At 68.4% G+C, this 20,718-nt stretch carries 21 protein-coding genes; 1 reads left to right on the plus strand and 20 read right to left on the minus strand.

Annotated features, from left to right (window positions below; all coding sequences use genetic code 11):
* The first annotated feature begins 57 nt into the window (after positions 1-57).
* Positions 58-2,907: a S8 family serine peptidase gene (locus ABD017_RS02780; protein ID WP_343879891.1), complete on the plus strand. Its 2,850-nt coding sequence runs from the start codon at positions 58-60 to the stop codon at positions 2,905-2,907.
* A gap of 97 nt (positions 2,908-3,004) precedes the next feature.
* Here ABD017_RS02780 and ABD017_RS02785 read toward each other — a convergent pair whose 3' ends face one another.
* The 20 genes from ABD017_RS02785 to ABD017_RS02880 all read right to left on the minus strand — a co-directional run bounded on the left by ABD017_RS02785 (position 3,005) and on the right by ABD017_RS02880 (position 20,634).
* Positions 3,005-4,162 (minus strand): isovaleryl-CoA dehydrogenase, encoded by a 1,158-nt coding sequence (locus ABD017_RS02785; protein WP_343879893.1) that lies wholly within the window; start codon positions 4,160-4,162, stop codon positions 3,005-3,007.
* Between the two features lie 96 nt (positions 4,163-4,258).
* Positions 4,259-4,699 (minus strand): excinuclease, encoded by a 441-nt coding sequence (locus ABD017_RS02790; RefSeq protein ID WP_343879895.1) that lies wholly within the window; start codon positions 4,697-4,699, stop codon positions 4,259-4,261.
* Positions 4,700-4,779: 80 nt separating this feature from the next.
* Positions 4,780-5,508, minus strand: a complete 729-nt coding sequence (fabG, locus tag ABD017_RS02795; RefSeq protein ID WP_343879897.1) for a 3-oxoacyl-ACP reductase FabG — start codon at positions 5,506-5,508, stop codon at positions 4,780-4,782.
* Complete coding sequence (locus ABD017_RS02800; RefSeq protein ID WP_343879899.1) at positions 5,501-5,968, minus strand: hotdog family protein; 468 nt, start codon at positions 5,966-5,968, stop codon at positions 5,501-5,503. Before ABD017_RS02800 ends, fabG begins: the two co-directional genes overlap by 8 nt.
* Positions 5,965-7,170, minus strand: a complete 1,206-nt coding sequence (locus ABD017_RS02805; RefSeq protein WP_343879901.1) for a beta-ketoacyl-[acyl-carrier-protein] synthase family protein — start codon at positions 7,168-7,170, stop codon at positions 5,965-5,967. The genes ABD017_RS02800 and ABD017_RS02805 overlap by 4 nt, the downstream gene beginning before the upstream one ends.
* Positions 7,167-7,886 carry a methyltransferase domain-containing protein gene (locus ABD017_RS02810; protein ID WP_343879903.1) on the minus strand — a complete coding sequence of 240 codons (720 nt, stop codon included), beginning with the start codon at positions 7,884-7,886 and terminating at the stop codon, positions 7,167-7,169. Before ABD017_RS02810 ends, ABD017_RS02805 begins: the two co-directional genes overlap by 4 nt.
* A gap of 8 nt (positions 7,887-7,894) precedes the next feature.
* Positions 7,895-8,341: an acyl-CoA thioesterase gene (locus ABD017_RS02815; protein WP_343879905.1), complete on the minus strand. Its 447-nt coding sequence runs from the start codon at positions 8,339-8,341 to the stop codon at positions 7,895-7,897.
* Positions 8,313-9,311 (minus strand): lysophospholipid acyltransferase family protein, encoded by a 999-nt coding sequence (locus ABD017_RS02820; RefSeq protein ID WP_343879907.1) that lies wholly within the window; start codon positions 9,309-9,311, stop codon positions 8,313-8,315. Before ABD017_RS02820 ends, ABD017_RS02815 begins: the two co-directional genes overlap by 29 nt.
* Complete coding sequence (locus tag ABD017_RS02825) at positions 9,304-9,933, minus strand: ApeI family dehydratase (protein ID WP_343879909.1); 630 nt, start codon at positions 9,931-9,933, stop codon at positions 9,304-9,306. The genes ABD017_RS02820 and ABD017_RS02825 overlap by 8 nt, the downstream gene beginning before the upstream one ends.
* Positions 9,930-10,481, minus strand: a complete 552-nt coding sequence (locus ABD017_RS02830; RefSeq protein WP_343879911.1) for a COG4648 family protein — start codon at positions 10,479-10,481, stop codon at positions 9,930-9,932. The genes ABD017_RS02825 and ABD017_RS02830 overlap by 4 nt, the downstream gene beginning before the upstream one ends.
* The gene (locus tag ABD017_RS02835; RefSeq protein WP_343879913.1) at positions 10,469-10,765 is read right to left on the minus strand and encodes a phosphopantetheine-binding protein; all 297 of its coding nucleotides are present in this window, start codon (positions 10,763-10,765) and stop codon (positions 10,469-10,471) included. The genes ABD017_RS02830 and ABD017_RS02835 overlap by 13 nt, the downstream gene beginning before the upstream one ends.
* Positions 10,762-11,550, minus strand: coding sequence for a lysophospholipid acyltransferase family protein (locus ABD017_RS02840; RefSeq protein WP_343879915.1), 789 nt, complete (start codon positions 11,548-11,550; stop codon positions 10,762-10,764). Before ABD017_RS02840 ends, ABD017_RS02835 begins: the two co-directional genes overlap by 4 nt.
* A complete protein-coding gene (locus ABD017_RS02845; RefSeq protein ID WP_343879917.1) occupies positions 11,529-12,260 on the minus strand; it encodes a beta-ketoacyl synthase chain length factor in 732 nt (243 codons plus the stop codon). The genes ABD017_RS02840 and ABD017_RS02845 overlap by 22 nt, the downstream gene beginning before the upstream one ends.
* Complete coding sequence (locus tag ABD017_RS02850; protein WP_343879919.1) at positions 12,257-13,516, minus strand: beta-ketoacyl-[acyl-carrier-protein] synthase family protein; 1,260 nt, start codon at positions 13,514-13,516, stop codon at positions 12,257-12,259. The genes ABD017_RS02845 and ABD017_RS02850 overlap by 4 nt, the downstream gene beginning before the upstream one ends.
* Positions 13,516-14,739 (minus strand): beta-ketoacyl-ACP synthase, encoded by a 1,224-nt coding sequence (locus ABD017_RS02855; protein WP_343879921.1) that lies wholly within the window; start codon positions 14,737-14,739, stop codon positions 13,516-13,518. The genes ABD017_RS02850 and ABD017_RS02855 overlap by 1 nt, the downstream gene beginning before the upstream one ends.
* On the minus strand, positions 14,736-15,539 hold the full coding sequence (locus tag ABD017_RS02860; RefSeq protein ID WP_425543648.1) for a glycosyltransferase family 2 protein: 804 nt from the start codon (positions 15,537-15,539) through the stop codon (positions 14,736-14,738). The genes ABD017_RS02855 and ABD017_RS02860 overlap by 4 nt, the downstream gene beginning before the upstream one ends.
* A 34-nt stretch (positions 15,540-15,573) precedes the next feature.
* Positions 15,574-15,846 carry an acyl carrier protein gene (locus tag ABD017_RS02865; RefSeq protein WP_343879925.1) on the minus strand — a complete coding sequence of 91 codons (273 nt, stop codon included), beginning with the start codon at positions 15,844-15,846 and terminating at the stop codon, positions 15,574-15,576.
* Between the two features lie 336 nt (positions 15,847-16,182).
* Positions 16,183-18,318, minus strand: a complete 2,136-nt coding sequence (yccS, locus tag ABD017_RS02870) for a YccS family putative transporter (protein WP_343879927.1) — start codon at positions 18,316-18,318, stop codon at positions 16,183-16,185.
* Between the two features lie 216 nt (positions 18,319-18,534).
* The gene (locus ABD017_RS02875) at positions 18,535-19,638 is read right to left on the minus strand and encodes a Glu/Leu/Phe/Val dehydrogenase dimerization domain-containing protein (protein ID WP_343879929.1); all 1,104 of its coding nucleotides are present in this window, start codon (positions 19,636-19,638) and stop codon (positions 18,535-18,537) included.
* A 198-nt stretch (positions 19,639-19,836) separates the two neighbouring features.
* Positions 19,837-20,634: a M48 family metallopeptidase gene (locus tag ABD017_RS02880; RefSeq protein ID WP_343879931.1), complete on the minus strand. Its 798-nt coding sequence runs from the start codon at positions 20,632-20,634 to the stop codon at positions 19,837-19,839.
* Between the last annotated feature and the right edge of the window lie 84 nt (positions 20,635-20,718).

The raw sequence follows: 20,718 nt of genomic DNA on the forward strand, positions 1-20,718 counted from the left end.
GCGCAGCCAAAAGGGGTGTTGGCGGCGATGGTTGCAGGGGATCAAACGGGGAGCACCATGAAAAACATCGAACCGAAATCACGTCGCTGCGAAATGGCGTTGGCCATCGGCATGGCGCTGGCCTTGAGCGCCTGCGGCGGCGGCGGTGGTGGAGGCGGCGGTGCGAATGTGCGCCCGACGCCCACCCCGGTCCCGGCGCCGGCACCGGCGCCCACTCCGGTTCCGGCGCCCGCTCCCGTACCCAGCCCGACACAGACCGACCCGCCGTTCGATGCCCAGGTCAGCCTTACCGGCGCGGACAAGGCGCACGCGCAGGGCTTCACCGGCAGTGGCGTGAGGATCGGCGTGATCGACAGCGGCATCATGCGCAACCATCCGGCCCTGGCAGGGCGCGTGGTGAAATCGCTGTACTACATCGACCCGGCCATCAACAACACCGCCGTGGACGATGTGCTCGGTCACGGCACGTGGGTGGCGGAGATCGCCGCGGGCAAGGCGTTCGATCTCTTTGCCGGCGGCGTGGCCCCCGGTGCGAGCCTGGTGTCGGCGCGCATCATCAGCGATTCGCCGCCACCGGACGACGGCACCGGTCAGGGCAACGAGGTCACCAGTGCCGACCCGTTGGGTTCCATCAACGATGACCTGATCGCCAACAACGTCAAGATCACCAACAACTCGTGGGGCGGCCTGTACTGGTCGGCAAGCGCCACCGCCACCACCCAGAGCTTCCACGACGCCTACGCGCCCTTCGTCAAGACCTGGGGCGGGCTGGTGGTAATGGCGGCGGGCAACAGTGGCGAGGCCAATCCCAGCGACGTGGCCGCGTTGCCCAGCCGCACGCCCGACCTCGAGCCGGGCTGGCTTGCGGTGGTGGCGCTCGACACCAACAAGCCCACCACCCTGGCCAGTTACTCCAATGCCTGCGGCGTGGCGAAGAACTACTGCCTGGCCGCGCCCGGCGACGTGATCGTCAGCGACAAGGACGACACCAGCGCCGATACCACCTACCTCATCGTCAAGGGCACCTCGCTGGCGGCGCCGCAGGTCTCCGGTGCGGCCGCGCTGGTGTGGCAGGCCTATCCGTATTTCACCAATGACCTGGTTCGCCAGACCCTGCTGGGCACGGCCGACGACCTGGGTGCGCCGGGCGTGGATGCGGTGTTTGGCTATGGCGGGTTGAACGCGGGCAAGGCGGTCAACGGGCCGGCGAAGTTCGACTGGGGCGACGTCAGCGTAAGCGTGCCGGGCAGCTCGAGCTGGAACAATCCGATCTCCGGTGCCGGCGGGTTGATCAAGCAGGGGACCGGTACGCTGACGCTCACCCAGCCCTCGACGTTCACCGGCTTGACCCAGGTGCAAGCCGGTACGCTGGTGGCGAAGTCGCTGGTTTCGAGCGTGACCATCGGTGCGCAGGGTACGCTGGCCAATACCCATGCCATCGGCGGCAACGTCGTCAACAGCGGCGTCATCGGCGTCAATGGCGGCGACGTGACGGTGGCCGGCGACTACACCCAGCAGGGCAGTGGGCGGTTGGCCGTGTCGCTGGGCTCGGCATTGAAGGTGACGGGCAAGGCGACGCTCGCCGGTGGCGATCTCTATGTGATCGGCAAGGAGAACAGCTACGTTGCCGATTCGCACACCGTCGTGCTGAGCGCGGCAGGTGGCTTGACCGGTGCCTTCAGCGGCTATGCCAAGGCCTCCAACGTGACCTTGCTCAATGCCACGCTGGGCTATGACGCCAACAACGCCTGGCTCAATGTCAGCCAGGTGCAGGCAACCTCGGTGACGGGGCTTGCCTACACGACGGCTTCGTACGCCGCCGCGCAGCGGGTGGATGCGGCGTTCGGCCAGATCAACAACCAGCTCGGTGGCGGTGCGTCCGGCAGCGCCGCCGTGGGCAGCGGTTTCATCCAGGCGGCGGCAACCCTGCAGCACACGGCCAATCTGCAAAACCTGCAGCGCTCGCTGGAAAGCCTGTCCGGCCAGTTGCACGCGGCCAGCACGGCGATGACGTTCGAGGCGATCGATGCGGGCACGCGCGCCTTGTCGGATCGATTCGACAGCCTGCTGACCGCGCCGCGTGCCGGCAGCTGGACGCAGAACCTCGGCTACCACGGTGGCATGTCGCGCAGCGGCTACAGCGAGGTCGGCTACGACCTCAGCGGCTGGCTGGCGGGCCAGGACTACCGCATCGGCAGCAACGGGGTTGCCGGTTTCGCGCTGAGCCAGAGCCGGGGCCTGGGCCGCCTGGCCGAGAGCGCCGACCAGGGCCGCAGCCATGCGGTGGAAGGCATGCTGTACGGCGGCGTGATCGATGGTGCCTGGTACACGATGGGCCGTTTCGGCATCGGCAGCTATCGCGAAAACATGCGGCGCACGGTCGAGCTGGGCGCGCAATCCACGGGCGTCAGCAGCCAGAGCGGAGGCCGTTACGGCGTGGCTTACGGCGAAAGCGGCTACCGTCTTGCGCTGGGTCGCACGGCGGTCACGCCGTACGTCAACCTGCAGTACGCGCAGATCCGTCGCGACGGTTTCAACGAGCTGGGTGGCGCCGGCTTCGGGCTGAAATCCGCCGCGCAGACGGCGGCGCGCTGGCAGGCCGGGCTGGGTGTGCGCGCCACCCGGGGTTGGCAGTTCGAGCGCGGCGGCAGCGTGCGACTGCAGACGCACTTGCTGTGGCAACAGGCGTTCGGCTTGCGCGGCGACGTGTTCCAGGCCAGCTTCACCGGTCTCGACCAGTGGGCGCCGCTGGGCGGCATCGGGCTGGCGCGCTACGGCGGCATGGCGGGCGCGTCACTGGATTGGACGCTTACCCCGCGGGTCGGTTTCCAGCTGGGCTACGACCAGTACCTGGGCCAGCGCCAGCAGGCGAAGATGGCGACCGCCAGCTTCCACTGGACGTTCTGAACCAGGTTTCTGGCCCTCGCCCCAACCCCTCTCCCAAAGGGAGAGGGGCTTTCGAGGCGGGAGCTGGCGCTCGACGCTAATCCCGAATCCCGGCCCCTCAGGCTTTCCCGTGGAACAGCTCGCGCCCGATCAGCATGCGGCGGATCTCGTTGGTACCGGCGCCAATCTCGTACAGCTTGGCGTCGCGCAGCAGCCGGCCGGCTGGATAGTCGTTGATGTAGCCGTTGCCACCCAACGACTGGATCGCCTCCAGCGCCACCTTCACCGCGTTGGCCGAGGCATTGAGCAGGCAGGCGGCCGGGTCGATACGCGACTTCACGCCGCTGTCGAACTGCTGCGCCACCAGGTAGGCGAAGCCGCGTGAGCTTTGCAGCGCGGTGTACATGTCGGCCACCTTGGCCTGCATGATCTCGAACGTGCCGATCGGCGCATTGAACTGCTTGCGCTCGCGCACGTAGGGCAGGGTGATGTCCAGCGCCGCCTGCATCAGGCCGATCGGGCCGCCGGACAGCACCAGCCGTTCGGTGTCCAGCCCGTTCATCAGCACGCGCACGCCTTCGTTGATCTCGCCCACGATGTTCTCGGGCGGGATCTCGCAATCCTCGAACACCAGCTCGCAGGTGTTCGAGCCGCGCATGCCCAGCTTGTCCAGCTTCTGCGCGGTGCTGAAACCCTTCATGCCTTTCTCGACGATGAAGGCGGTCATGCAGCGGCTGCCGGCGGTGCGTGGCGCGGTGCGCATGTACACCAGCAGCACGTCGGCGTCGGGCCCGTTGGTGATCCACATCTTGTTGCCGTTGGCCACCCACACGCCGTCGCGCAACTCGGCCTTGCAGCTCATCGAGCCGACCACGTCGGAGCCGGCGCCCGGCTCGCTCATCGCCAGTGCGCCCACGTGTTCGCCGCTGCACAGCTTGGGCAGGTACTTCTGCTTCTGGGCCTCGTTGCCGTTGTGGAAGATGTTGTTGACGCAGAGGTTGGAATGCGCGCCGTAGGACAGGCCGACCGAGCCGGAGGCGCGCGAGATCTCCTCCATTGCCACCATGTGCGCAAGAAAACCGAGGCCGGTGCCGCCGTAGGCTTCGTCGACGGTGATGCCGAGCAGGCCCATTTCGCCCAGCTTGCGCCACAGGTCGGCGGGAAACAGGTTGTCGCGATCGATCCTGTCCGCGCGCGGGGCGATCTCCTTCTCCGCGAATGCATGCACGGTTTCGCGCAATAGGTCGATGTCTTCTCCGAGCGGGAACGGACGCATTGACGGACTCCATGGACGACGCAGATGACAGGCCGTCGATGGTAACGCAGGCGCGGCTCGCCCCGCTGGCGATGCCGCGCCGTGAGTCGTCGTGCCTCAGTGAACCTTGGCCAGCTTGCCCCTCAGCGCCACGCCCGACATCAGCGAGCCCTTGTGGCATTCGTAGTTCTTCGGGTCGCGGTGGACCTGTTTCTTGTAGTAGCTCTCGATGTCCACCACCGCGTTGGCGCCGGCCTGCCTGGCGGCATCCTGCAACGTGATCAGCGCCGACTGCAGCACCCAACTGCAGGTCTCCTGGCTGGATTTGCCGAACGCGTTGGTCTTCTTGTTGGTGACGACGTTGTCGTTGACCACCTCCACCTTGCCGGCCGGCTGGTTGCCCGCCAGGTAGAACTTCACGCTGCCATCGAGCTTGCCGGATGCGGTGGCGGCCGCCACGGTGTCCTGGAACGACAGGTACACCACGTCTTCAGCCATGCCGATGGCGGGCACAGCGGACAACGCGAGCAGGGTCAGGGCGAGAACTTTGGTCTTCATGACAACTCCTTGGGTGATGAACCGATGCGGTCGCCTGACCGCGGCAATAAAGCGGCGAGCGTAACGTGCGAAGAACCCCGTCAGCACAGGCCGCCGTTGACGGCCAGCACCTGGCGCGTGATGTAGCCCGCGTCGGCGCCCAGCAGGAACTCCACCGCGGCCGCCACTTCATCGGGCGTGCCGGTGCGTTCGGCCGGGATCATCTTCAGGATCTGCTCCACCGGCACCTCGGGGTCGAGCATGTCGGTCTCGATCAGGCCGGGGGCCACGCAGTTGACCGTGATCCGGCGCTTGGCCAGCTCCACCGCCAGCGCCTTGGCGGCGCCGATCACACCGGCCTTCGATGCGCTGTAGTTGACCTGGCCGCGGTTGCCGATGAGGCCGGAGACCGAGGTGATGCAGACCACGCGGCCGGGCGCGCGGCGGCGGATCATCGGCATGATCAACGGGTGCAGCACGTTGTAGAAGCCGTCCAGGTTGGTGCGCAGCACGCTGTCCCAATCCTCGCCGGTGAGCGCGGGAAAGGCCGCGTCGCGGGTCAGCCCGGCGTTGCAGACCACGCCGTAATAAGCCCCGTGCGCGGCTACGTCCGCTTCCAGTGCCGCGGCGCAGGCGGCGCGGTCGGCAATGTCGAACTGCAGCACGCGCGCCGATTGTCCCAGCGCCTCGATCTCGCCGCGCACCGCGTCGGCCTCCTCGCGGCGTGAGCGGCAATGCAGCACCAGGGTGTAGCCGGCGCGGGCCAGGCGCAGGGCGATGGCGCGGCCGATGCCGCGGCTGGAGCCGGTGACGAGAATGGTTTCAGGCATGGGTCTGGCTCGGTGCGAGGGAGGCGAGAAAAGCGTCGCTGTCGGGTGGGCTGAAGACGGTCAGGCGGGCTTCGGCATGGATGCCTTCGGCGTCGATGCGGCAGGCGAACATCGCCATGCCATTGTCGTCATGAAAACTGCGGAACGCTTCGACGGCCAGTTCGCTGCCGGGTGGAAACGCGTGCACGTTGCAGCGGAAGTGACGGGTGCCGAGCAGGAATCCCAGGCGGACGGGACGATCCTCCTGCCTTGCCTGCCAGCCCGACCATGCCGCCACGGCCTGCGCCATCAGTTCCACGCCGCACCATGCGGGGAGGCTGCCATCGGGGTCGTTGAACGGTCCATCGGGCCGCACGCCGAGCCGGCAGACGATGCGATCGCCTTCGGCGTGCAACACCGAATCGAGCAGGATCATGTCGCCGGTGTGGGGCAGCAGGTCGGCGATCGGCCAGGGCGTCATGGCGGGGTTTCCCCGCTGGCGTCGGCGTCGGCCAGGATCAGGCTGGCGTTGTTGCCGCCGAACGCGAACGAGTTGCTCATCAGCCGCCGCGTGCCTTGCGCCGGCAGGCGGCGTTGCGTGTCGACCAGATCCAGTGCGGCCAGCTCCGGGTCGGGCTCGCCATCCCATGCGTGCGGCGGCAGGCGGTGGTGGCGATCCATCAGGCTCAACCAGCAGAACGCGGCTTCCAGCGCGCCGGCGGCGGCCAAGGTGTGGCCAGTCAGGGCCTTGGTCGAGGAGCACGGCACGCCGCGCGGAAACACCGCCGCCATCGCCCGGCTTTCCATGCGGTCGTTGTGTTCGGTGGCGGTGCCGTGCAGGTTGACGTAGTCGATCTGGCCGGCATCGAGTTGCGCGCGCGCCAGCGCGTCGCGCATCGCCTGTTGCGCGCCCAGCCCTTGCGGGTCCGGTGAGGACATGTGGTACGCGTCGGAGCTGGCGCCGCTGCCGGCCAGCACCACGCCGCCGTGTTCGCGCGTCATCAGGAACAACGCCGCGGCCTCGCCGATGTTGATGCCGCGACGGTTGCGCGAGAACGGCTGGCAGTGATCGGCGTCCAGCGCCTCCAGCGCCAGGAAGCCGTTCACTGGCAGCCGCGCCAGCGTGTCGACGCCGCCGCACAGCACCGCATCGCACACACCCATCTGCAGCAGGCGCTGCGCGCTGATCAGGGCGCGCGCGCCCGAGGTGCAGGCGGTCGAGATGCCGTAGGCAGGGCCGGAAAGCGCCAGCCATTCGGCCAGGAACTCGGCCGGCGCGCCCAGCTCCTGGTCGGCGTAGCGGTAGTCGTGCGGCCATTGGCCGTGCCGGCGGCGATGGCCGATCGCGTGGGTGGTGCGCTCGATGCCGGTGGTGCTGGTGCCGATGACCACGCCCACGCGGTGCGCACCGTGCTGGCGGATCGCGGCGCGGATATCGCCCTCGATCTCCTGCGCGGCGGCCAGCAACAGGCGGTTGGCGCGGTTGTCCCGCGTTGCCGCCAACGCTGGCGGTATCGGCGGCAGTTCGTGGCGCACGGCGGCCAGCGGCAACGGGCGGTTCGGCGCCCAGCCCGCTTCGGCGCGGATGCCACCGCCGTCGCCGCCGAACAGGGCGGCGGCAACCTCGTCCTTGCCATGGCCAAGACTGCAGGTCACGCCCAGTGCGTTGAGATACGCCGTCATCGGGCAAGCGGCTTGCGCGCGGCCACGTTGACCAGGGTTTCCTCGCGCTGGCCCGGCGGTGGCGGTTGTTTCAGGTGCCAGCGTTCCAGCAGGCCGAAGTCGCGTGCGCGGCTCCACCACAGGTAGGGCAGCGATACCTGTTGCGGACCGAACGCGAAACCCTGCTCGCGCAGCATCTGCAGGTAGCCGTCCGCACTTTTCTGCACATGCATTGGGTGGCGGAAGAACCAGCGGATCACCCAGGTGTCGATATAGGCCTTGGTCGACTCGGCAAACAGCAGTACGCCGCCGGGTTTCAGTACGCGCCAGAATTCGGCCAGCGCGCGTTCCTGCTCCACCAGGTGGTGGAAGGTCTGGTGGCAGAACACGATGTCGACGCTGGCGTCGGGCAGCTCGATCTGCGCGCAGTCGCCGGCGATCAGGTCGGCGGGAATCCGCTCCTTGTCGGCTTCGGCGCTGGCCAGCGAAAGGCTGTGCGGATCGGCATCCAGCCCGATCAGCCGCTGCGGCCGGAACGCCTCGTGCAGCAGCCGGAACGATTTGCCCTGGCCGCAACCGACGTCCAGCAGCACGCCGCCTTGCGGGGCAGGTTCGCCACAGAGTTTCTTCAGGTCGTTGATGGCGACGCGAAGCACGTGGTGCTGCCAGGTGAACGTGCTCAGGAAGCGGAAGCCAATGCGGGTTTCCTCGACATATGTGGGGCTGGCGTAGTTCATGGTTGGCATCAGGCGTGGGTGGATGAAGAGGGCGGCAGGTGACGCTCGACCGCGTCGATCATCACCTGTGGCGACACCAGCTGCATCATGCCGTCGGCGGCGCTGACGGCGACCTGCACCGTGCTGGCGCGGGTCAGCCGCTCGCCGGTTTCCGCATCGCTGATCAGGTAGTTGATCTTCAGCCGGTTCTGCCATTCGGCCAGGTCCGCGCGCACGCGCAGGCGCTGGCCGAAGCGCGCGCCCTGCACGTAGCGCAATTGCAGGTCGATGATCGGCCAGGCATAGCCGGAGGCCTGCATGTCCAGGTAGTTGTGGCCGATCATGTCCAGCAGCGCGCAGCGCGCGATCTCCAGGTATTTCACGTAATGGCCGTGCCAGACCACGCTCATCGAATCGACGTCGAAGAACGGCACGGTGATCTCGGTATCAAGGTGCAGCACGCCGCGGGTGCGCATCGTTTTCTCCAGTGGCGGTCGCTGGCGCGTCAACGTGCCAGTAGGGGTGGAAATTGAACCATTGCCGCGGCGCCACCAGGCATTTCTGCGCCAGGTAATCGGCATAGCGCTGCACCCAGCCGGCGATCAGCGCCTCGCGCTGGCGACGGTCCCAGGCCGGCGCGTCGATGAACGATTCGAGGTGGATCTGGTAGCGGCCGTCGATCTTCAGGCAGCACATCAGGTTCACCGGGCAGCGCAGCAGCCCGGCCAGCATCCACGGGCCTTGCGGGAACGGCGCCGGGTGGCCGAGGAAATCCACCACCACGCGCCGGCCATCCTGCAGCGGCACGCGGTCGCCGGCGATCGCCAGCCATTCGCCGCGGTCCAGCCGTTGCGACAGGTCGAGCATCAGCGCCGCGTCCATCTCGCTGACCTGCAACAGGTGCAATTGATGATCGCCGGCGGCGCTCTGCAGGCGGTTGAAATGGGCCACGTTGGGCGTGTGCACCAGGACGTTCAGCGGCACCTGCTCGCCCAGCTCCGCCAGCGCGCGGCACACCTCCAGGTTGCCCAGGTGGGTGCCCACAAGGATCTCGCCGCGGCGGCCGTGCCGGTTTTTCGTCAGCCGCTCGCGCACGCCATCAGGGTCGTGCAGCGTCACCTGGTCGAGCTTCAGCTTGCCGTGCCACGCATCCAGGCGATCGAGCAGGCTCTCGCCGAAGGCCATGAACTGGGCGAACACGCTGCGCAGGGTGGGGCGCAGGTCGCTGCGTCCGCTCCATTGGGCGAGGTAATCCTGGTACTGGCGCACGTTGCGCCGGGCGCGGCGGCCGAACACGAAGAAGTACAGCACGATCCCATACAGCACCGGCGTCATCGGGCGCCGTCCCAACAGGCGCAAACCGAGCGCGGTGAGCTTCATCAGCCAGAAGCTTCCACGCTCGCGCTGCGCCGCCCAATGCTGCTTGTCGGTGCTGTGCTCAGCCATGGGCGAGGGTCACCCGCAGGCGCCCGGATGAGCAATGCTGGCCCGCCAGGCGGTAGGCGAAGTGCAGCTTCCCAAGCGTCGTGCCGGGCTCGGCCTCGTAATGCAGGTCGAGCTCCAACGCGTCACCGGGACGCAATAGTCGCTGGAATTTCAGCGCTTCCATCTCGCGGCAGTGGTTCGAGGTGCCAAGGCGCGGCGCAGCCAGCGCCAGCGCCCACGCCACCTGCACCACGCCCGGCAGGACCGGCGCCGTGCGGAAATGGTCGTCGAAGAGGACCAGGTCCGACGGCAGCACCAGATCGAGCCTCCAGCGGCCCGCGTTTTCCTGCTCGGCAATGGGAGTGACCTGGCGCGGGCGCGGTGTCGCCAGCAGGCGCTCGATGGTGGCGCGGTCGGTGGCCGGTGGCGGCGCGTCCAGCAGGCGCCAGTGGCTCGGTACGGTCAGATCGTGCGTGGCGAGCTGCGATTGCAACGCGTGCAGCAGCGACTGGCGTCCCTCGCGATGGAACTGGGCCTGGCCGCTGCGGCTCAGCAACAGCAGGGCGCCGGTGCTGCCTGCCCAGGCGCCATCCAGCCAGGGATGGTCGGCGAGTACCCTGGCCGCAAGCGCCAGCGGGCTCACGCAAAACTCCGGCGCAATCGCTGGCGCAGCAGCCATTCGCCACCGAAGAGGATGCCCAGCAGCGCGTAGGAGATCATGCCGTTGTAGAGCGTCCACCACGACAGCGGCGCCCACAGCGTCAGCGCCGCCGACATGCTGCCGTTGAACGCGAAAAAGCCTACCCACACCCAGGTCACCACGCGGGTGTAACGCACGGCGGCCGGCGGCAGGTTGGGTTCGCGCAGGCGCGCGAAGCGTTCGACGAAGGGCGGGCCGTAGACCAGGCTCCAGCCGAAGGCGGCCAGCAGGAAGGCATTGAGCAGCACCGGATACCAGCGCAGCAGCATCGCCTCGCCGGTGAACATCAGCAGCACGCAGTAGAGCAGGGCGATGCCCATCATCCAGCGGCCGCCCGGCTGACGCAGCAGGCTGGGCCCGCGGATCAGCCAGATCGCGCCGAGCACCAGCGCGAAGATCGGCGGCGCGACCTTCTCCGTGCCGAAGTACACCACGAACGGGTACAGCACGCCGGCCAGCGGCAAGGCGATCTTGGCGATTAGTCGCCGCATGCGCTGCGCTGCTCCTGCACGAAGGCGGCCAGGCTGGCCACCGTGGCGAAATGCTTGCGCGATGCCTTGACGTCGGCATCGATTCGGATGGCGTACTGCTTCTGCAACGCCAGCGCCAGCTCCAGCGCGTCCACCGAATCCAGCCCCAGGCCGTCGCCGAACAGCGGCTGATCCACGGCAATGTCGGTGGCGGCCAGGTGTTCCAGGTTCAGCGTGTCGATGATGAGCCGGGCGATGTCCTGCTGCAGCGCGGTCTGTGCGGACACGGGATCTTGGGTGGTCATGGGGCGTCGAGTCCTTCCAGAAAGAGATCATGCAGGTGCTGGTTCAGGCGTCGCGAGGCGATCGGCCGGGGCGCGTCGTTGAACGTGGCCGGGTCGATATCGTCGCCCACGCGCAGATGCACCATCACCCGCCGCCAGGGGATGTGGTACCACGGTTCGGCCTTGGTCAGCGTGGTGGGTACCACGGTGATGAACACCGGCGTGATCGTGCGCGCGCCGAGCAGGGCGATGGCGGCGGCGCCGCGATGGAACACCGGCGGCTGCCCCGGCGTGGTGCGCGTGCCCTCGGGAAACATCACCAGGGTCTGGCCCTGGCGCAGCACGTTGGCCGCCTGCTCCAGCATCTCCGGGCTGCCGTTGTTGCTGATGTACTGCGCCGCGCGCACCGCGCCATGCATGCACGGGTTGTTCCACAGGCTGGCCTTCACCACGCAATTGGTGTCGCGCATCTGCGAGATCAGGAACACCACGTCGATCAGCGACGGATGATTGGCGATCACCAGCTGGCCCGGCCGCCCCAGGCGCTCGGCGCCGTCGATGCGAAAATCCAGCACGCGGGTGCGGTACATGAACTGCACATGCAGATGGAACGCGCGGCTGATCGCGGCGCGCGCGCGGCGACGGCGCGCCAGCGGGCCGCCCGGCAGCAGTGCCAACAACGGCAGGATCAGCACCCGCAGGATCACCCCGCCGATGCCGAACACGGCAAAGCTGGCGCCCGTGGCCAGCAGGCGCCACAGCCACGCGTCGCGGCGGCGGTGCATCACGTGCGCTGCCACTGCCATCGGCGTCGTTTCCAGGCGTGCTGCAACGAGGACGCGCCGGTCTGCAGGGCGCGCAGGAAATCCAGCGCATGCGGCCACGGGCAGGGCGGCGTGTCGCCGTCATCGGGCTGCAGGTCGAGCTGCCAGCCGTCGCCCGCCGACGCATCCGTGCGGCCCAGCCGCAGGGCCACGGCGTAGGAGAACGGCACGTCGGTGATCCAGCCGGCATACGCGTCCGGCGGCACTTCCTCGGCGATCACCGCCAGCACCGACGAGGCGCCGGCGGCCAGCAGCGTCGATGCTTCCAGCATGGCGTGCTCGAAGGTATCCGCCTCGCCGGCGATCGCCACCGATTCACCGCGCTGGCCGCGCAGCAGCGACCACTGGCCGGCGATGGCGTTGTGCACCGACAAGCCGAACTGCGTGGGCGACAACGGCTGCTCGCCGGCCACGTCGCCCAGCAGGTTGAACGTGCGCGTGGTTTCGCCGTGGCGCGAGGCGAATACGAACGGCAACTGCTCGTTGTCGCCGCATAAGGGCGAGGCCACTTCCATCGTCATCCGCGCCAGCCGGCTCAGGCGGCGGCGTTGCATCGGTGGTAGCGACAAGCACTCCGGCTGCTCCTGTCGATCGGTCAGCACGCGCGGCGATTGAGCCCAGGCCAGCCATTCCTCGGCGCTGGCCACGCCCGGCGCCCATGCCCGCCACTGCTCGATGCGCAGCGCGATCATGCGGCTTGCTCCGCCGGCCGCTGGAACATCAGCGCGGCGCAGCTGCCACCGAAGCCGAAGTTGTGCGACAGCACGCTGTCAATGCGGCGCGCGTGGGTCTGCTGCACCAGCGGCGCCGCCGCAAAAGCAGGATCGGCGTCGATCACAGGCGCGCCAGCGGCCACGAAACCGTGCTGCATCATCAGCACGCTGGCGATCGCATCCAGCGCACCGGCGGCGCCAGGCGCGTGGCCGCTCAGCCCCTTGATCGACGACATCGCCGGCACCGGCGCGCCGCGTTCGGCGAACACCGCTTCGATCGCCTGCCATTCCTGCAGATCGCCCTGCGGCGTGGAGCAGGCGTGGGTGTTGATGTAGTCGGGCAGCGTGCCGGCCTGCTGCAAGGCCTGGCGCAGCGCGCGCACCATGCCGTCCACGCCGGGGCCGACCATGCTGGCCGGATCCGTGCCGGCGCCGAAACCGGTCAGCTCGGCCAGCACATTGGCGCCGCGCGAGCGCGCGTGCGCCAGCGATTCCAGCACCAGCGCGCCGGCACCGGCGGCCAGCACGAAGCCGTCGCGCTGCCGGTCGTACGGCCGCGACGCGCGCTGGGGCTGGTCGGCGCTGGCGGCGGACAACGCGCCGAAGGCATCGAACCAGGTGGCGGTGCCTTCGAACAATTCCTCGCTGCCACCGGTGAGCACGATCTGCTGGCGCCCCAGCTGGATCAGCTCCATCGCCTGGCCGATCGCCAGCGTGGCGCTGGTGCAGGCCGAGGCCACCGTCTGGGTGACGCCGCGGATGCCGTACGCATGCGCAAGACAGGCCGACAACGCACTGCTCATGCCGCGCGATACCAGGAACGGCGACAACCGGCCCACGCCCTTGCTGCGGTAAGCCTCCAGGCCCGCTTCGTATTCGTTCAACGAGGCACCGCCGCCGATCACCAGCCCGCAGTCGCCGCTTTCCAGTTGGGCCGCGTCGAGCCCCGCGTGTTCGATTGCCTCGCCCATCGCGTGCCAGGCGTACAGCGCCGGCTGGGCCAGGAAACGGCGCAGCTTGCGCGGCGGCTCGGGCAGGGTGCTGACGTCGACCGGCCCGCCGACGCGCGTGTTCAGGCCGCGGCGGGCGAAGCTGTCCATCGCGCGCAGGCCGCTGCGGCCGGTTTGCAGCGCCTCGCGAAATGCCTCGCGGCCGTTGCCCAGGCAACTGACCACGCCCATCCCCGTCACCACCACCCGTGGCAGGCCGCGCGCGTCGAGCAGGTCGGGCGCCATCAGTCGCTGGCCCGGAAGATCAGCGAGGTGTTGATGCCGCCGAAGGCGAAGTTGTTGTTCATCACGCAGTCGGTGGAAAGCCGGCGCCCTTCACCGGTGACGTAATCCAGCTCGGCGCATTCGGGGTCGACGTCGGTGAGGTTGATGGTGGGCGCAAACCAGCCTTCGCGCATCATGCGGATCGCCCACCACGACTCCAGCGCGCCGCAGGCGCCCAGCGTGTGGCCGACATAGCTTTTCATCGAGCTCACCGGCACGCGCGCGCCCAGCACCGCGGCCGTGGCGTGGCTTTCGGCCACGTCGCCGCGATCGGTGGCGGTGCCGTGGGCACTGACGTAGCCGATCGCCTCGCGCGAAATGTCCGCGTCCTGCAGCGCCCACTGCATCGCCGTGGCCATCGTTTCGCGGGTGGGCTGGGTGATGTGGTTGCCGTCGGAGTTGCAGCCGAAGCCGATGATCTCGGCATGGATGGTGGCGCCGCGCGCCTTGGCGTGTTCGTACTCCTCCAGGATCAGCGTGGTGGCACCTTCGCCCACCACCAGGCCGTCGCGGGCGCGGTCGAACGGACGTGGCGTGAGGCCGGGCTCGTCGTTGCGGGTGCTGGTGGCGAACAGCGCATCGAACACCGCCGCGCCGGGGCCGGACAACTCCTCCGCGCCGCCGCAGAGCATCATCGTCTGGCGGCCGTACTTGATTGCCTCGTAGCCGTAGCCGATCGCCTGGCTGCCCGAGGTGCAGGCGCTGGAGGTGGGGATCACGCGGCCCTTCAGCTGGAAGAACACGCCGATGTTCACCGCCGTGGTGTGCGCCATCATGTGGATGTAGCTGGTGGCGGTGACGCCCTGCATCGAGCCGGTGTCCAGCATGTGGCCGACCACCCGCGCCGGCTCCACGCTGCCGCCGGACGAGCCGTAGGCCACGCCCATGCGACCGTCGCGCACGCTGGGGTCGTCGAGCAGGCCCGCGTCGCGCATCGCATGCTCGCTGGCCGCCACCGCCAGCTGCGCCACGCGACCCATCGAGCGACTGAGCCGGCGCGGCCACGGCGGCAGGGTGAAGTCGTCCACCGGGCAGGCCAGGCGGGTGTTGAGGGCGTCGAAATGGTTCCACTCGGGCATCGCGCGCACGGCATTGCGGCCCGCGCGCAATCGCGCCTCGATGGTTGCCCAGTCGTGGCCGAGCGCGGTGATGCCGCCCATGCCGGTGATCACCACGCGCTTCATCGCAACGGCTTCTCGTCAAGGTGGTGGGGGACAGTGGCCGCAAGGCGGCCTGCCTTCCATCGGCGCCACAGCAGGCGCGGTGCGCGCGGCAGCATGCCCAGCAGCAATCGCGTGTGCATGGCGGTGATGCGCACGTTGTCGTGCAACATGCGGAAATGCGACAGCCCATCGGCCGGGTAGATCACCCGCGTGGGCACATTGCGCACCGGCACGCCGCGCCACACCAGCCGCACGGCGATCTCGGTGTCGAAATCCATCCGTGCCGGCAGCGGCGCGCGGGCGATTTCCGCGGAGGTTTCGTCCAGCGGATACAGCCGGTAGCCGCACATCGAATCGTCGATGGCCAGCGACAGCGTCTCCATCCACACGCAGACGTGGGTGAGGTAGCGGCCGTACAGGCGCGCCTTGGGCACGCTGTCGTCGTAGACCGCGCGCCCGCACACCATGGCGCGTGGATGCTGGTGCGATGCTTCCAGAAAGCGCGGCACGTCGTTGACGTCGTGCTGGCCGTCGGCGTCGATCTGCAGTGCGTGGCTATGGCCGGCCTCGCGCGCGGCCAGCAGCCCGGCCACCAGCGCCGCGCCCTTGCCCTGGTTGTGCGGCAGGCGTAGCAGCTGGATCTCGCCACTCGCGGCCAGCGCATCAAGCACGGCGCGGGTCTCGGCATCGCTGCCATCGTCGACCACGATCACGGGCAGGCCTTGCGCCCGCAGGGCCTGCACGGTGCGGGCGATGGTGGCCTTGTGGTTGTAGATCGGGATCAGCGCGCACGGCGCCAGGCGTGCCGCGGGCACTGACATCGGCGGGACCGGCATCCGACGCAAGAGGCCGCCGTCAGCGGGCGAGCAAGGTGTGCACGGTGGCGATCACGTCGCCCACGGTGCGCACGCTCTTGAAGTCCTCGGGTTTGATGCGCATGCCGGTCATCTCCTGCACGTGGATCGCCAGATCCACCGCATCGATGCTGTCCAGCTCCAGGTCGGTGAACAACTGCGCCGACGGCGTGACCCGCGCAGGGTCGATCTCGAACGTGTCGCGAAGCACGTCCCTGAGCCTGTCCAGGATGGCCTCGTCGCTGATCCCTGCTTCCATCATCATCGCGCTCATAACTCTTCCGCCTGCTCTTGTTCCGGTGATGCCATGCAAGGCATGGACGGGGAATGGGCCGGGCGCTTTCGCACGCCCGGACGCCGGCATTCCCGTGTCTGTCCCCATGAGGTTCCGATGTTGGCGGAGCGGCCTGGCCGATCCTCCCGCGACGCGGGCCCCCTGTGGCCCTAGCCCTTTTCAGGCAAGGGTTTACGCGTCAAAAACGCGTGACGGAGTGTAGCAGAATCAGGGCCGGCGTCAGCCATCTTTCGGCATGGGACGCGGGCCCCGGCGCGCTGCGATCCGGGCGTGCTGGCGGCCCCGGCATGCGGGTGGCCGCCGCGCATCACCAGGTCACGCCGGCTGCCACTCGGCGGTGAGATCGGCCAGCTTGCGGCATTGGCCGCGCACCAGCGCCAACTGGTTCAGTACCAGGGTCGCCGCGTCGTCGTCGGGCACGGCTTCGGTGGGGTCGTCCGGATGATCGGCGGGGCCGGCGGCCTGCGCCGACCGCTGTAGGGCATCGGCCACGCGTTCCAGGGCCGCCACGGCCTGCCCACCCCGCTGCATGACGGCGTCGACGGCGTCGGCGGACAGCACCTGCCGATGGCTGCCCAGCGTCGACAGGTGACCCAGCAGTACCTGCGCGGCGGTCAGGAATCGCAACAGCACATCGTCGTGGCGATGCTTGCCGCCGGGCTCGCGCAGCATCTGGCCGAGCAGGCCGCTCAGCGCGGCAATGGCGTTGTGGGCGTCGCGGCGGGCAATGCGGTAGTCCAGATCGTCGTGCCTGCCGCTGCGGTATTGCGGCAGGATGCGCGCCAGGTAGCGCGCGTCGCTGTGCAGCGTGTCGGCCAGCAGCTGGCCCGGTTGTCGCGCCTGCCAGTCCGGCAATATGAAATGGATCGCCAGCGCGGCAATCGCGGCGCCGGCCAGCGTATCCAGCAGCCGCGGCAGCATCACCGCATAGCCGTCGCCCACCTGGTTCACCAGCATGATGACGAACAAGGTGATCATTGCCGTGGCCACGCCGTAGCGCCGGTGGCGGGCCGCGAAAAACGCCACGCCGGTCAGCGCGACCAGCGGCAACTGCCATTGCGGCGTGATCGAGTTCAGCGCCGCCCAGCCGATCACCAGCCCCGCGATGGTGCCGCCCAGGCGCTGCAGCAGCACGCGCCAGGTGGCGTGGTAGCTGGGCTGGCACACGAACAGCGTGGTCATCATGATCCAGTAGCCATGTTGCGGATGCAGCAGGCGCATCACCACATCACCGGCCAGCAGCGCCGTGGCCAGCCGTATGGCGTGGCGGAAGCGCGGCGCGCGCGGGCTGAACTGGGCGCGGATGCGGGCCCAGGCATCGGCGAGCGATTGCGGCGCCGGGTCCTGCAGGGTCGATTCCATGTGCCGGTCCAGCAGCACCTTGCCGTCGAGCAGGTCGTGGATGGCGGCAAGGTTGCTCGCCAGCCCGTCGAGGGCACGCAGCAGCGCCGGTTCGTGCGGCGTCTGGCGCAGGGATTCGATCGAGGTGCGCACATCGGCAAACGCGGCTTCCACGTCGTCGTCGCGCCCGATCCGGCTGCGCCGGCGCAAGGCATCGGCGAGCTGGCGGCAGCGGCTGGCCTGCAACCGCAGCAGGTGCTCGCAGCGAAACAGCACGTCGCTGTGGAAGAACGCCGTGGCCAGCGCGTCGTACGGGTAGTGCGAGGAGTTGATCCGCTCGTGGATGTCCTGCGCCATGAAATAGCGCTGCAGCAGCACCGCGGTGGCGCCGCGCGCGCGGCGGCTGCCGATGCGGTCGATCAGCATCAGGCGGGTGTCGTTGAGCGCCGTCACCACGTTCTCGTTGCGCCGCGCCAGTTCGAGTTGCAGAGCCTGGTCGTCGCGCCCGCGCAAGGGCAGGAACAGCGCCGCCTTGCCGTCCAGCTGATCGGCCAGCGCATTGAACAACCGTGCCAGCGCGTGCCGCACCGCCTGTTGCGGCGAGAGCGCGCTCCACAGCAGCGACAGCACGCCATACCACGCGGCGCCGGCCAGCATGCGGGCCGGTTCCAGCAGCAGGCCCGTCGGCGCGCCGCCGGCAAGATCCGACGCCAGCATCGTGTATACCGCAAGGATCAGCGTGGCGCCGGCGATCGTGCTGTAGCGCCCGCTCAGCGCGCCCAGCATCACCAGCAGCACCGTCGACAGCCACAGGCCGATCGCGAACGCCACCGGGTACGGCAGCAGCCACTCCACCGCCACCGCGGCCACCGTGAAACAGGCCAGCGTCACCAGCAGGGTGATCAGGCGGTTGCGCCACTGGTCTTCCGTTTCCGCCAGCGCGCAGGCGATGGCGCCCAGCAGGATCGGGATGATCGCCGCCAGCTCACCGCTGACCAGCCCGTAGACCACGATGCCGCCCAGCGCCAGCAGCACGCGTACGCATTCGGCAAAACGGTCGTAACCGAGCAGGCGAAACCAGTAGCTGGAGAGAGTGGACGTTTGCTTCATGCGGGAAGCATACGATGCGGCCCGCGCTTGCGCCGAATGGACGTCCAAAAGCTGCGTGCGCGACCGCGCTTTGCTCCCTTCCCTGCATGCCGCAAAGGGACTTCCTCCGGTCGCAGGGGAGGGCTGGCGAGGGGGTCTTTGGCATTCTCGCCAGCCCGGGCCACCCCCTCCCAACCTCCCCCTGCCTGCAGGGGGAGGAGCAAGAGACCGGTGTGCTTACTGCCCGCGCATGCGCCCCTGGAAGCGCGTGTGACCGTTGCCCATGTGCGCCAGCTTGATCTTGCCGATCGCGTTGATGCGCTCTTCGGCCAGGCGGTCGGCGGCCTTGTAGGTGGGGATGTTCTCGGTCTTGGAGATCTCGAAGATGCGCCCCAGGTTGTAGTAGATGGTGCGCATCATGCGCATGGCGCGCTCGCGGTTGTAGCCGTCGATCTCCAGCGACACGTTCATCACGCCTCCGGCGTTCACCGCGTAATCGGGCGCGTACAGCACGCCGCGCTTCTGCAACTCGTCGCCGATGGCGTCGGTGGCCAGCTGGTTGTTGGCCGGGCCGCAGATGATCTTCGCCTTGATGCGGTCGATGGTCTGCTCGTTGACGGTGCCACCCAGCGCGCAGGGCGAGTACACATCCGCATCCACATCGTAGATCTCGTCCAGGCCCACCGCCTCGCAGCCCAGTTCGTCGACGCAGCGCTGCACCGCTTCCTTGTTGATGTCGGTGACGAACACCTTGGCGCCCTGTTCGCGCAGCAGCTTGATGAACTCGCCGCCCACGTGGCCGCAGCCCTGCACGGCATAGCTGTACTTGCCCACGTCCTCGTTGCCGTACTTGGCCTGCAATGACGCCATCACGCCCTGCAGCGAACCGTAGGCGGTGAACGGCGACGGATCGCCCGAGCCACCATGCACCTGGTGCACGCCGGTGACGTAGTCGGTTTCGCGGAACACGTACTCCATGTCGTTGACGTCGATGCCCACGTCCTCGGCGGTGATGTAGCGGCCGCCCAGCGAATTGACGAAGCGGCCGAACGCGCGGAACAGCGCCTCGGACTTGTCCTTGCTGGGATCGCCGATGATCACCGCCTTGCCGCCGCCCAGGTTGAGGCCGGCCACGGCGTTCTTGTACGTCATGCCGCGCGACAGGCGCAGCACGTCATTCACCGCCTCCTGCTCGGTCTTGTACGGCCACATGCGCAAGCCGCCGAGCGCGGGGCCCAGCACCGTGTTGTGGATGGCGATGATGGCCTTGAGGCCGGCGTCCTTGTTGTGGCAGAAGACGACTTCCTCGTGTCCCGTGTTGGCGATGGTTTCGAAAATCATTGGAACGGTGACTCCATGGATTACGGTGCCGAACGGCATCTACAGACAGGAGCGGGGGCGATGCGACGCGGCCGCCCTGGGAACAGGGGAACCCTGAAACTGATCGCCCCGACCGAGGCCGGGGCGATGAAACTGGCGCGGAGTTTAGTACTTCGCCCGTGAAGGTGTTCCCGCGACGCAGCAAACGCGGGCTCCTGCTTACATGCGGCAATTCGGCGCGTGGCCGCTCTTGCGCGCCTGCTCGTACACCGGCATCAACTGCTGCGCCTGCTGGTTCAACGCCTGCGCGCGGTTGCCGGTGGACGGGTGGGTGGAAAGAAACGCCGGTGGCTTGCTGCCGCCTTGCGCGCCCATCTTCTGCCACAGCGTCACCGCCGCGCGCGGATCGAAACCGGCCTGCGCCATGTAGCGCTGGCCCAGCGTATCGGCCTCGCTTTCCTGCGTGCGCGAGAACGGCAGCAGGATGCCCACCTGCGCGCCCAAGCCCAACGCTGCGGCAACGTAGCCGGTGTTGGTGCCGCGCGTGCCGGCATACGCGGTGCCGGCCGCCACCGCGGCCTGCGTGGCCATGTTGTCCGACACGCGCTCCGCGCCATGGCGCGCCACCACGTGCGACAGCTCGTGGCCAAGCACCACGGCCAGCTGGTCCTGGTTGTTGGCCAGCTTGAACATGCCCTTGTTCACGCCGATGCGGCCGCCGGGCAGGGCAAACGCGTTGGCGGTGTCGTCGTCCACGATCTGCACCTCCCACTGCTGCGTGTTCCACGGCGGCGGCAGCACCGCGATCAGCGCCTTCGACACGCAGGTGGCGTAGGCGCGTTCGCGCGGCGCATCGACAAACTTGCCCTGCTTGCGCATGTCGTTGAACGCGGTCAGCCCCATCTCGTTCATCTGCGCATCCGACACCATCATCAATTGCGAGCGGCCGGTGGGCGAGGTGACGCAGGCGCTCAGCAGCACGGTGGCCAGCGGCGCCAACAGGTGACGGTATTTCATGGTGTTCCTCCTTGGACGGGTAACGGCAAGCATACGGAGAACACATCACGGCCGCGTGGGCGCGCTGTTGAAAAGAACGAACGA

The sequence above is a fragment of the Rhodanobacter caeni genome (genome assembly GCF_039523575.1).
Taxonomy (GTDB): domain Bacteria; phylum Pseudomonadota; class Gammaproteobacteria; order Xanthomonadales; family Rhodanobacteraceae; genus Rhodanobacter; species Rhodanobacter caeni.

Excerpts from the sequence above, each read along its gene's own strand:
- ABD017_RS02780 (WP_343879891.1), top strand. The coding sequence starts at position 58 with ATGAAAAACATCGAACCGAAATCACGTCGCTGCGAAATGGCGTTGGCC.
- ABD017_RS02785 (WP_343879893.1), bottom strand. The coding sequence starts at position 4,162 with ATGCGTCCGTTCCCGCTCGGAGAAGACATCGACCTATTGCGCGAAACC.
- ABD017_RS02790 (WP_343879895.1), bottom strand. The coding sequence starts at position 4,699 with ATGAAGACCAAAGTTCTCGCCCTGACCCTGCTCGCGTTGTCCGCTGTG.
- fabG (WP_343879897.1), bottom strand. The coding sequence starts at position 5,508 with ATGCCTGAAACCATTCTCGTCACCGGCTCCAGCCGCGGCATCGGCCGC.
- ABD017_RS02800 (WP_343879899.1), bottom strand. The coding sequence starts at position 5,968 with ATGACGCCCTGGCCGATCGCCGACCTGCTGCCCCACACCGGCGACATG.
- ABD017_RS02805 (WP_343879901.1), bottom strand. The coding sequence starts at position 7,170 with ATGACGGCGTATCTCAACGCACTGGGCGTGACCTGCAGTCTTGGCCAT.
- ABD017_RS02810 (WP_343879903.1), bottom strand. The coding sequence starts at position 7,886 with ATGAACTACGCCAGCCCCACATATGTCGAGGAAACCCGCATTGGCTTC.
- ABD017_RS02815 (WP_343879905.1), bottom strand. The coding sequence starts at position 8,341 with ATGCGCACCCGCGGCGTGCTGCACCTTGATACCGAGATCACCGTGCCG.
- ABD017_RS02820 (WP_343879907.1), bottom strand. The coding sequence starts at position 9,311 with ATGGCTGAGCACAGCACCGACAAGCAGCATTGGGCGGCGCAGCGCGAG.
- ABD017_RS02830 (WP_343879911.1), bottom strand. The coding sequence starts at position 10,481 with ATGCGGCGACTAATCGCCAAGATCGCCTTGCCGCTGGCCGGCGTGCTG.
- ABD017_RS02835 (WP_343879913.1), bottom strand. The coding sequence starts at position 10,765 with ATGACCACCCAAGATCCCGTGTCCGCACAGACCGCGCTGCAGCAGGAC.
- ABD017_RS02840 (WP_343879915.1), bottom strand. The coding sequence starts at position 11,550 with ATGGCAGTGGCAGCGCACGTGATGCACCGCCGCCGCGACGCGTGGCTG.
- ABD017_RS02845 (WP_343879917.1), bottom strand. The coding sequence starts at position 12,260 with ATGATCGCGCTGCGCATCGAGCAGTGGCGGGCATGGGCGCCGGGCGTG.
- ABD017_RS02850 (WP_343879919.1), bottom strand. The coding sequence starts at position 13,516 with ATGGCGCCCGACCTGCTCGACGCGCGCGGCCTGCCACGGGTGGTGGTG.
- ABD017_RS02855 (WP_343879921.1), bottom strand. The coding sequence starts at position 14,739 with ATGAAGCGCGTGGTGATCACCGGCATGGGCGGCATCACCGCGCTCGGC.
- ABD017_RS02860 (WP_425543648.1), bottom strand. The coding sequence starts at position 15,539 with ATGTCAGTGCCCGCGGCACGCCTGGCGCCGTGCGCGCTGATCCCGATC.
- ABD017_RS02865 (WP_343879925.1), bottom strand. The coding sequence starts at position 15,846 with ATGAGCGCGATGATGATGGAAGCAGGGATCAGCGACGAGGCCATCCTG.
- yccS (WP_343879927.1), bottom strand. The coding sequence starts at position 18,318 with ATGAAGCAAACGTCCACTCTCTCCAGCTACTGGTTTCGCCTGCTCGGT.
- ABD017_RS02875 (WP_343879929.1), bottom strand. The coding sequence starts at position 19,638 with ATGATTTTCGAAACCATCGCCAACACGGGACACGAGGAAGTCGTCTTC.
- ABD017_RS02880 (WP_343879931.1), bottom strand. The coding sequence starts at position 20,634 with ATGAAATACCGTCACCTGTTGGCGCCGCTGGCCACCGTGCTGCTGAGC.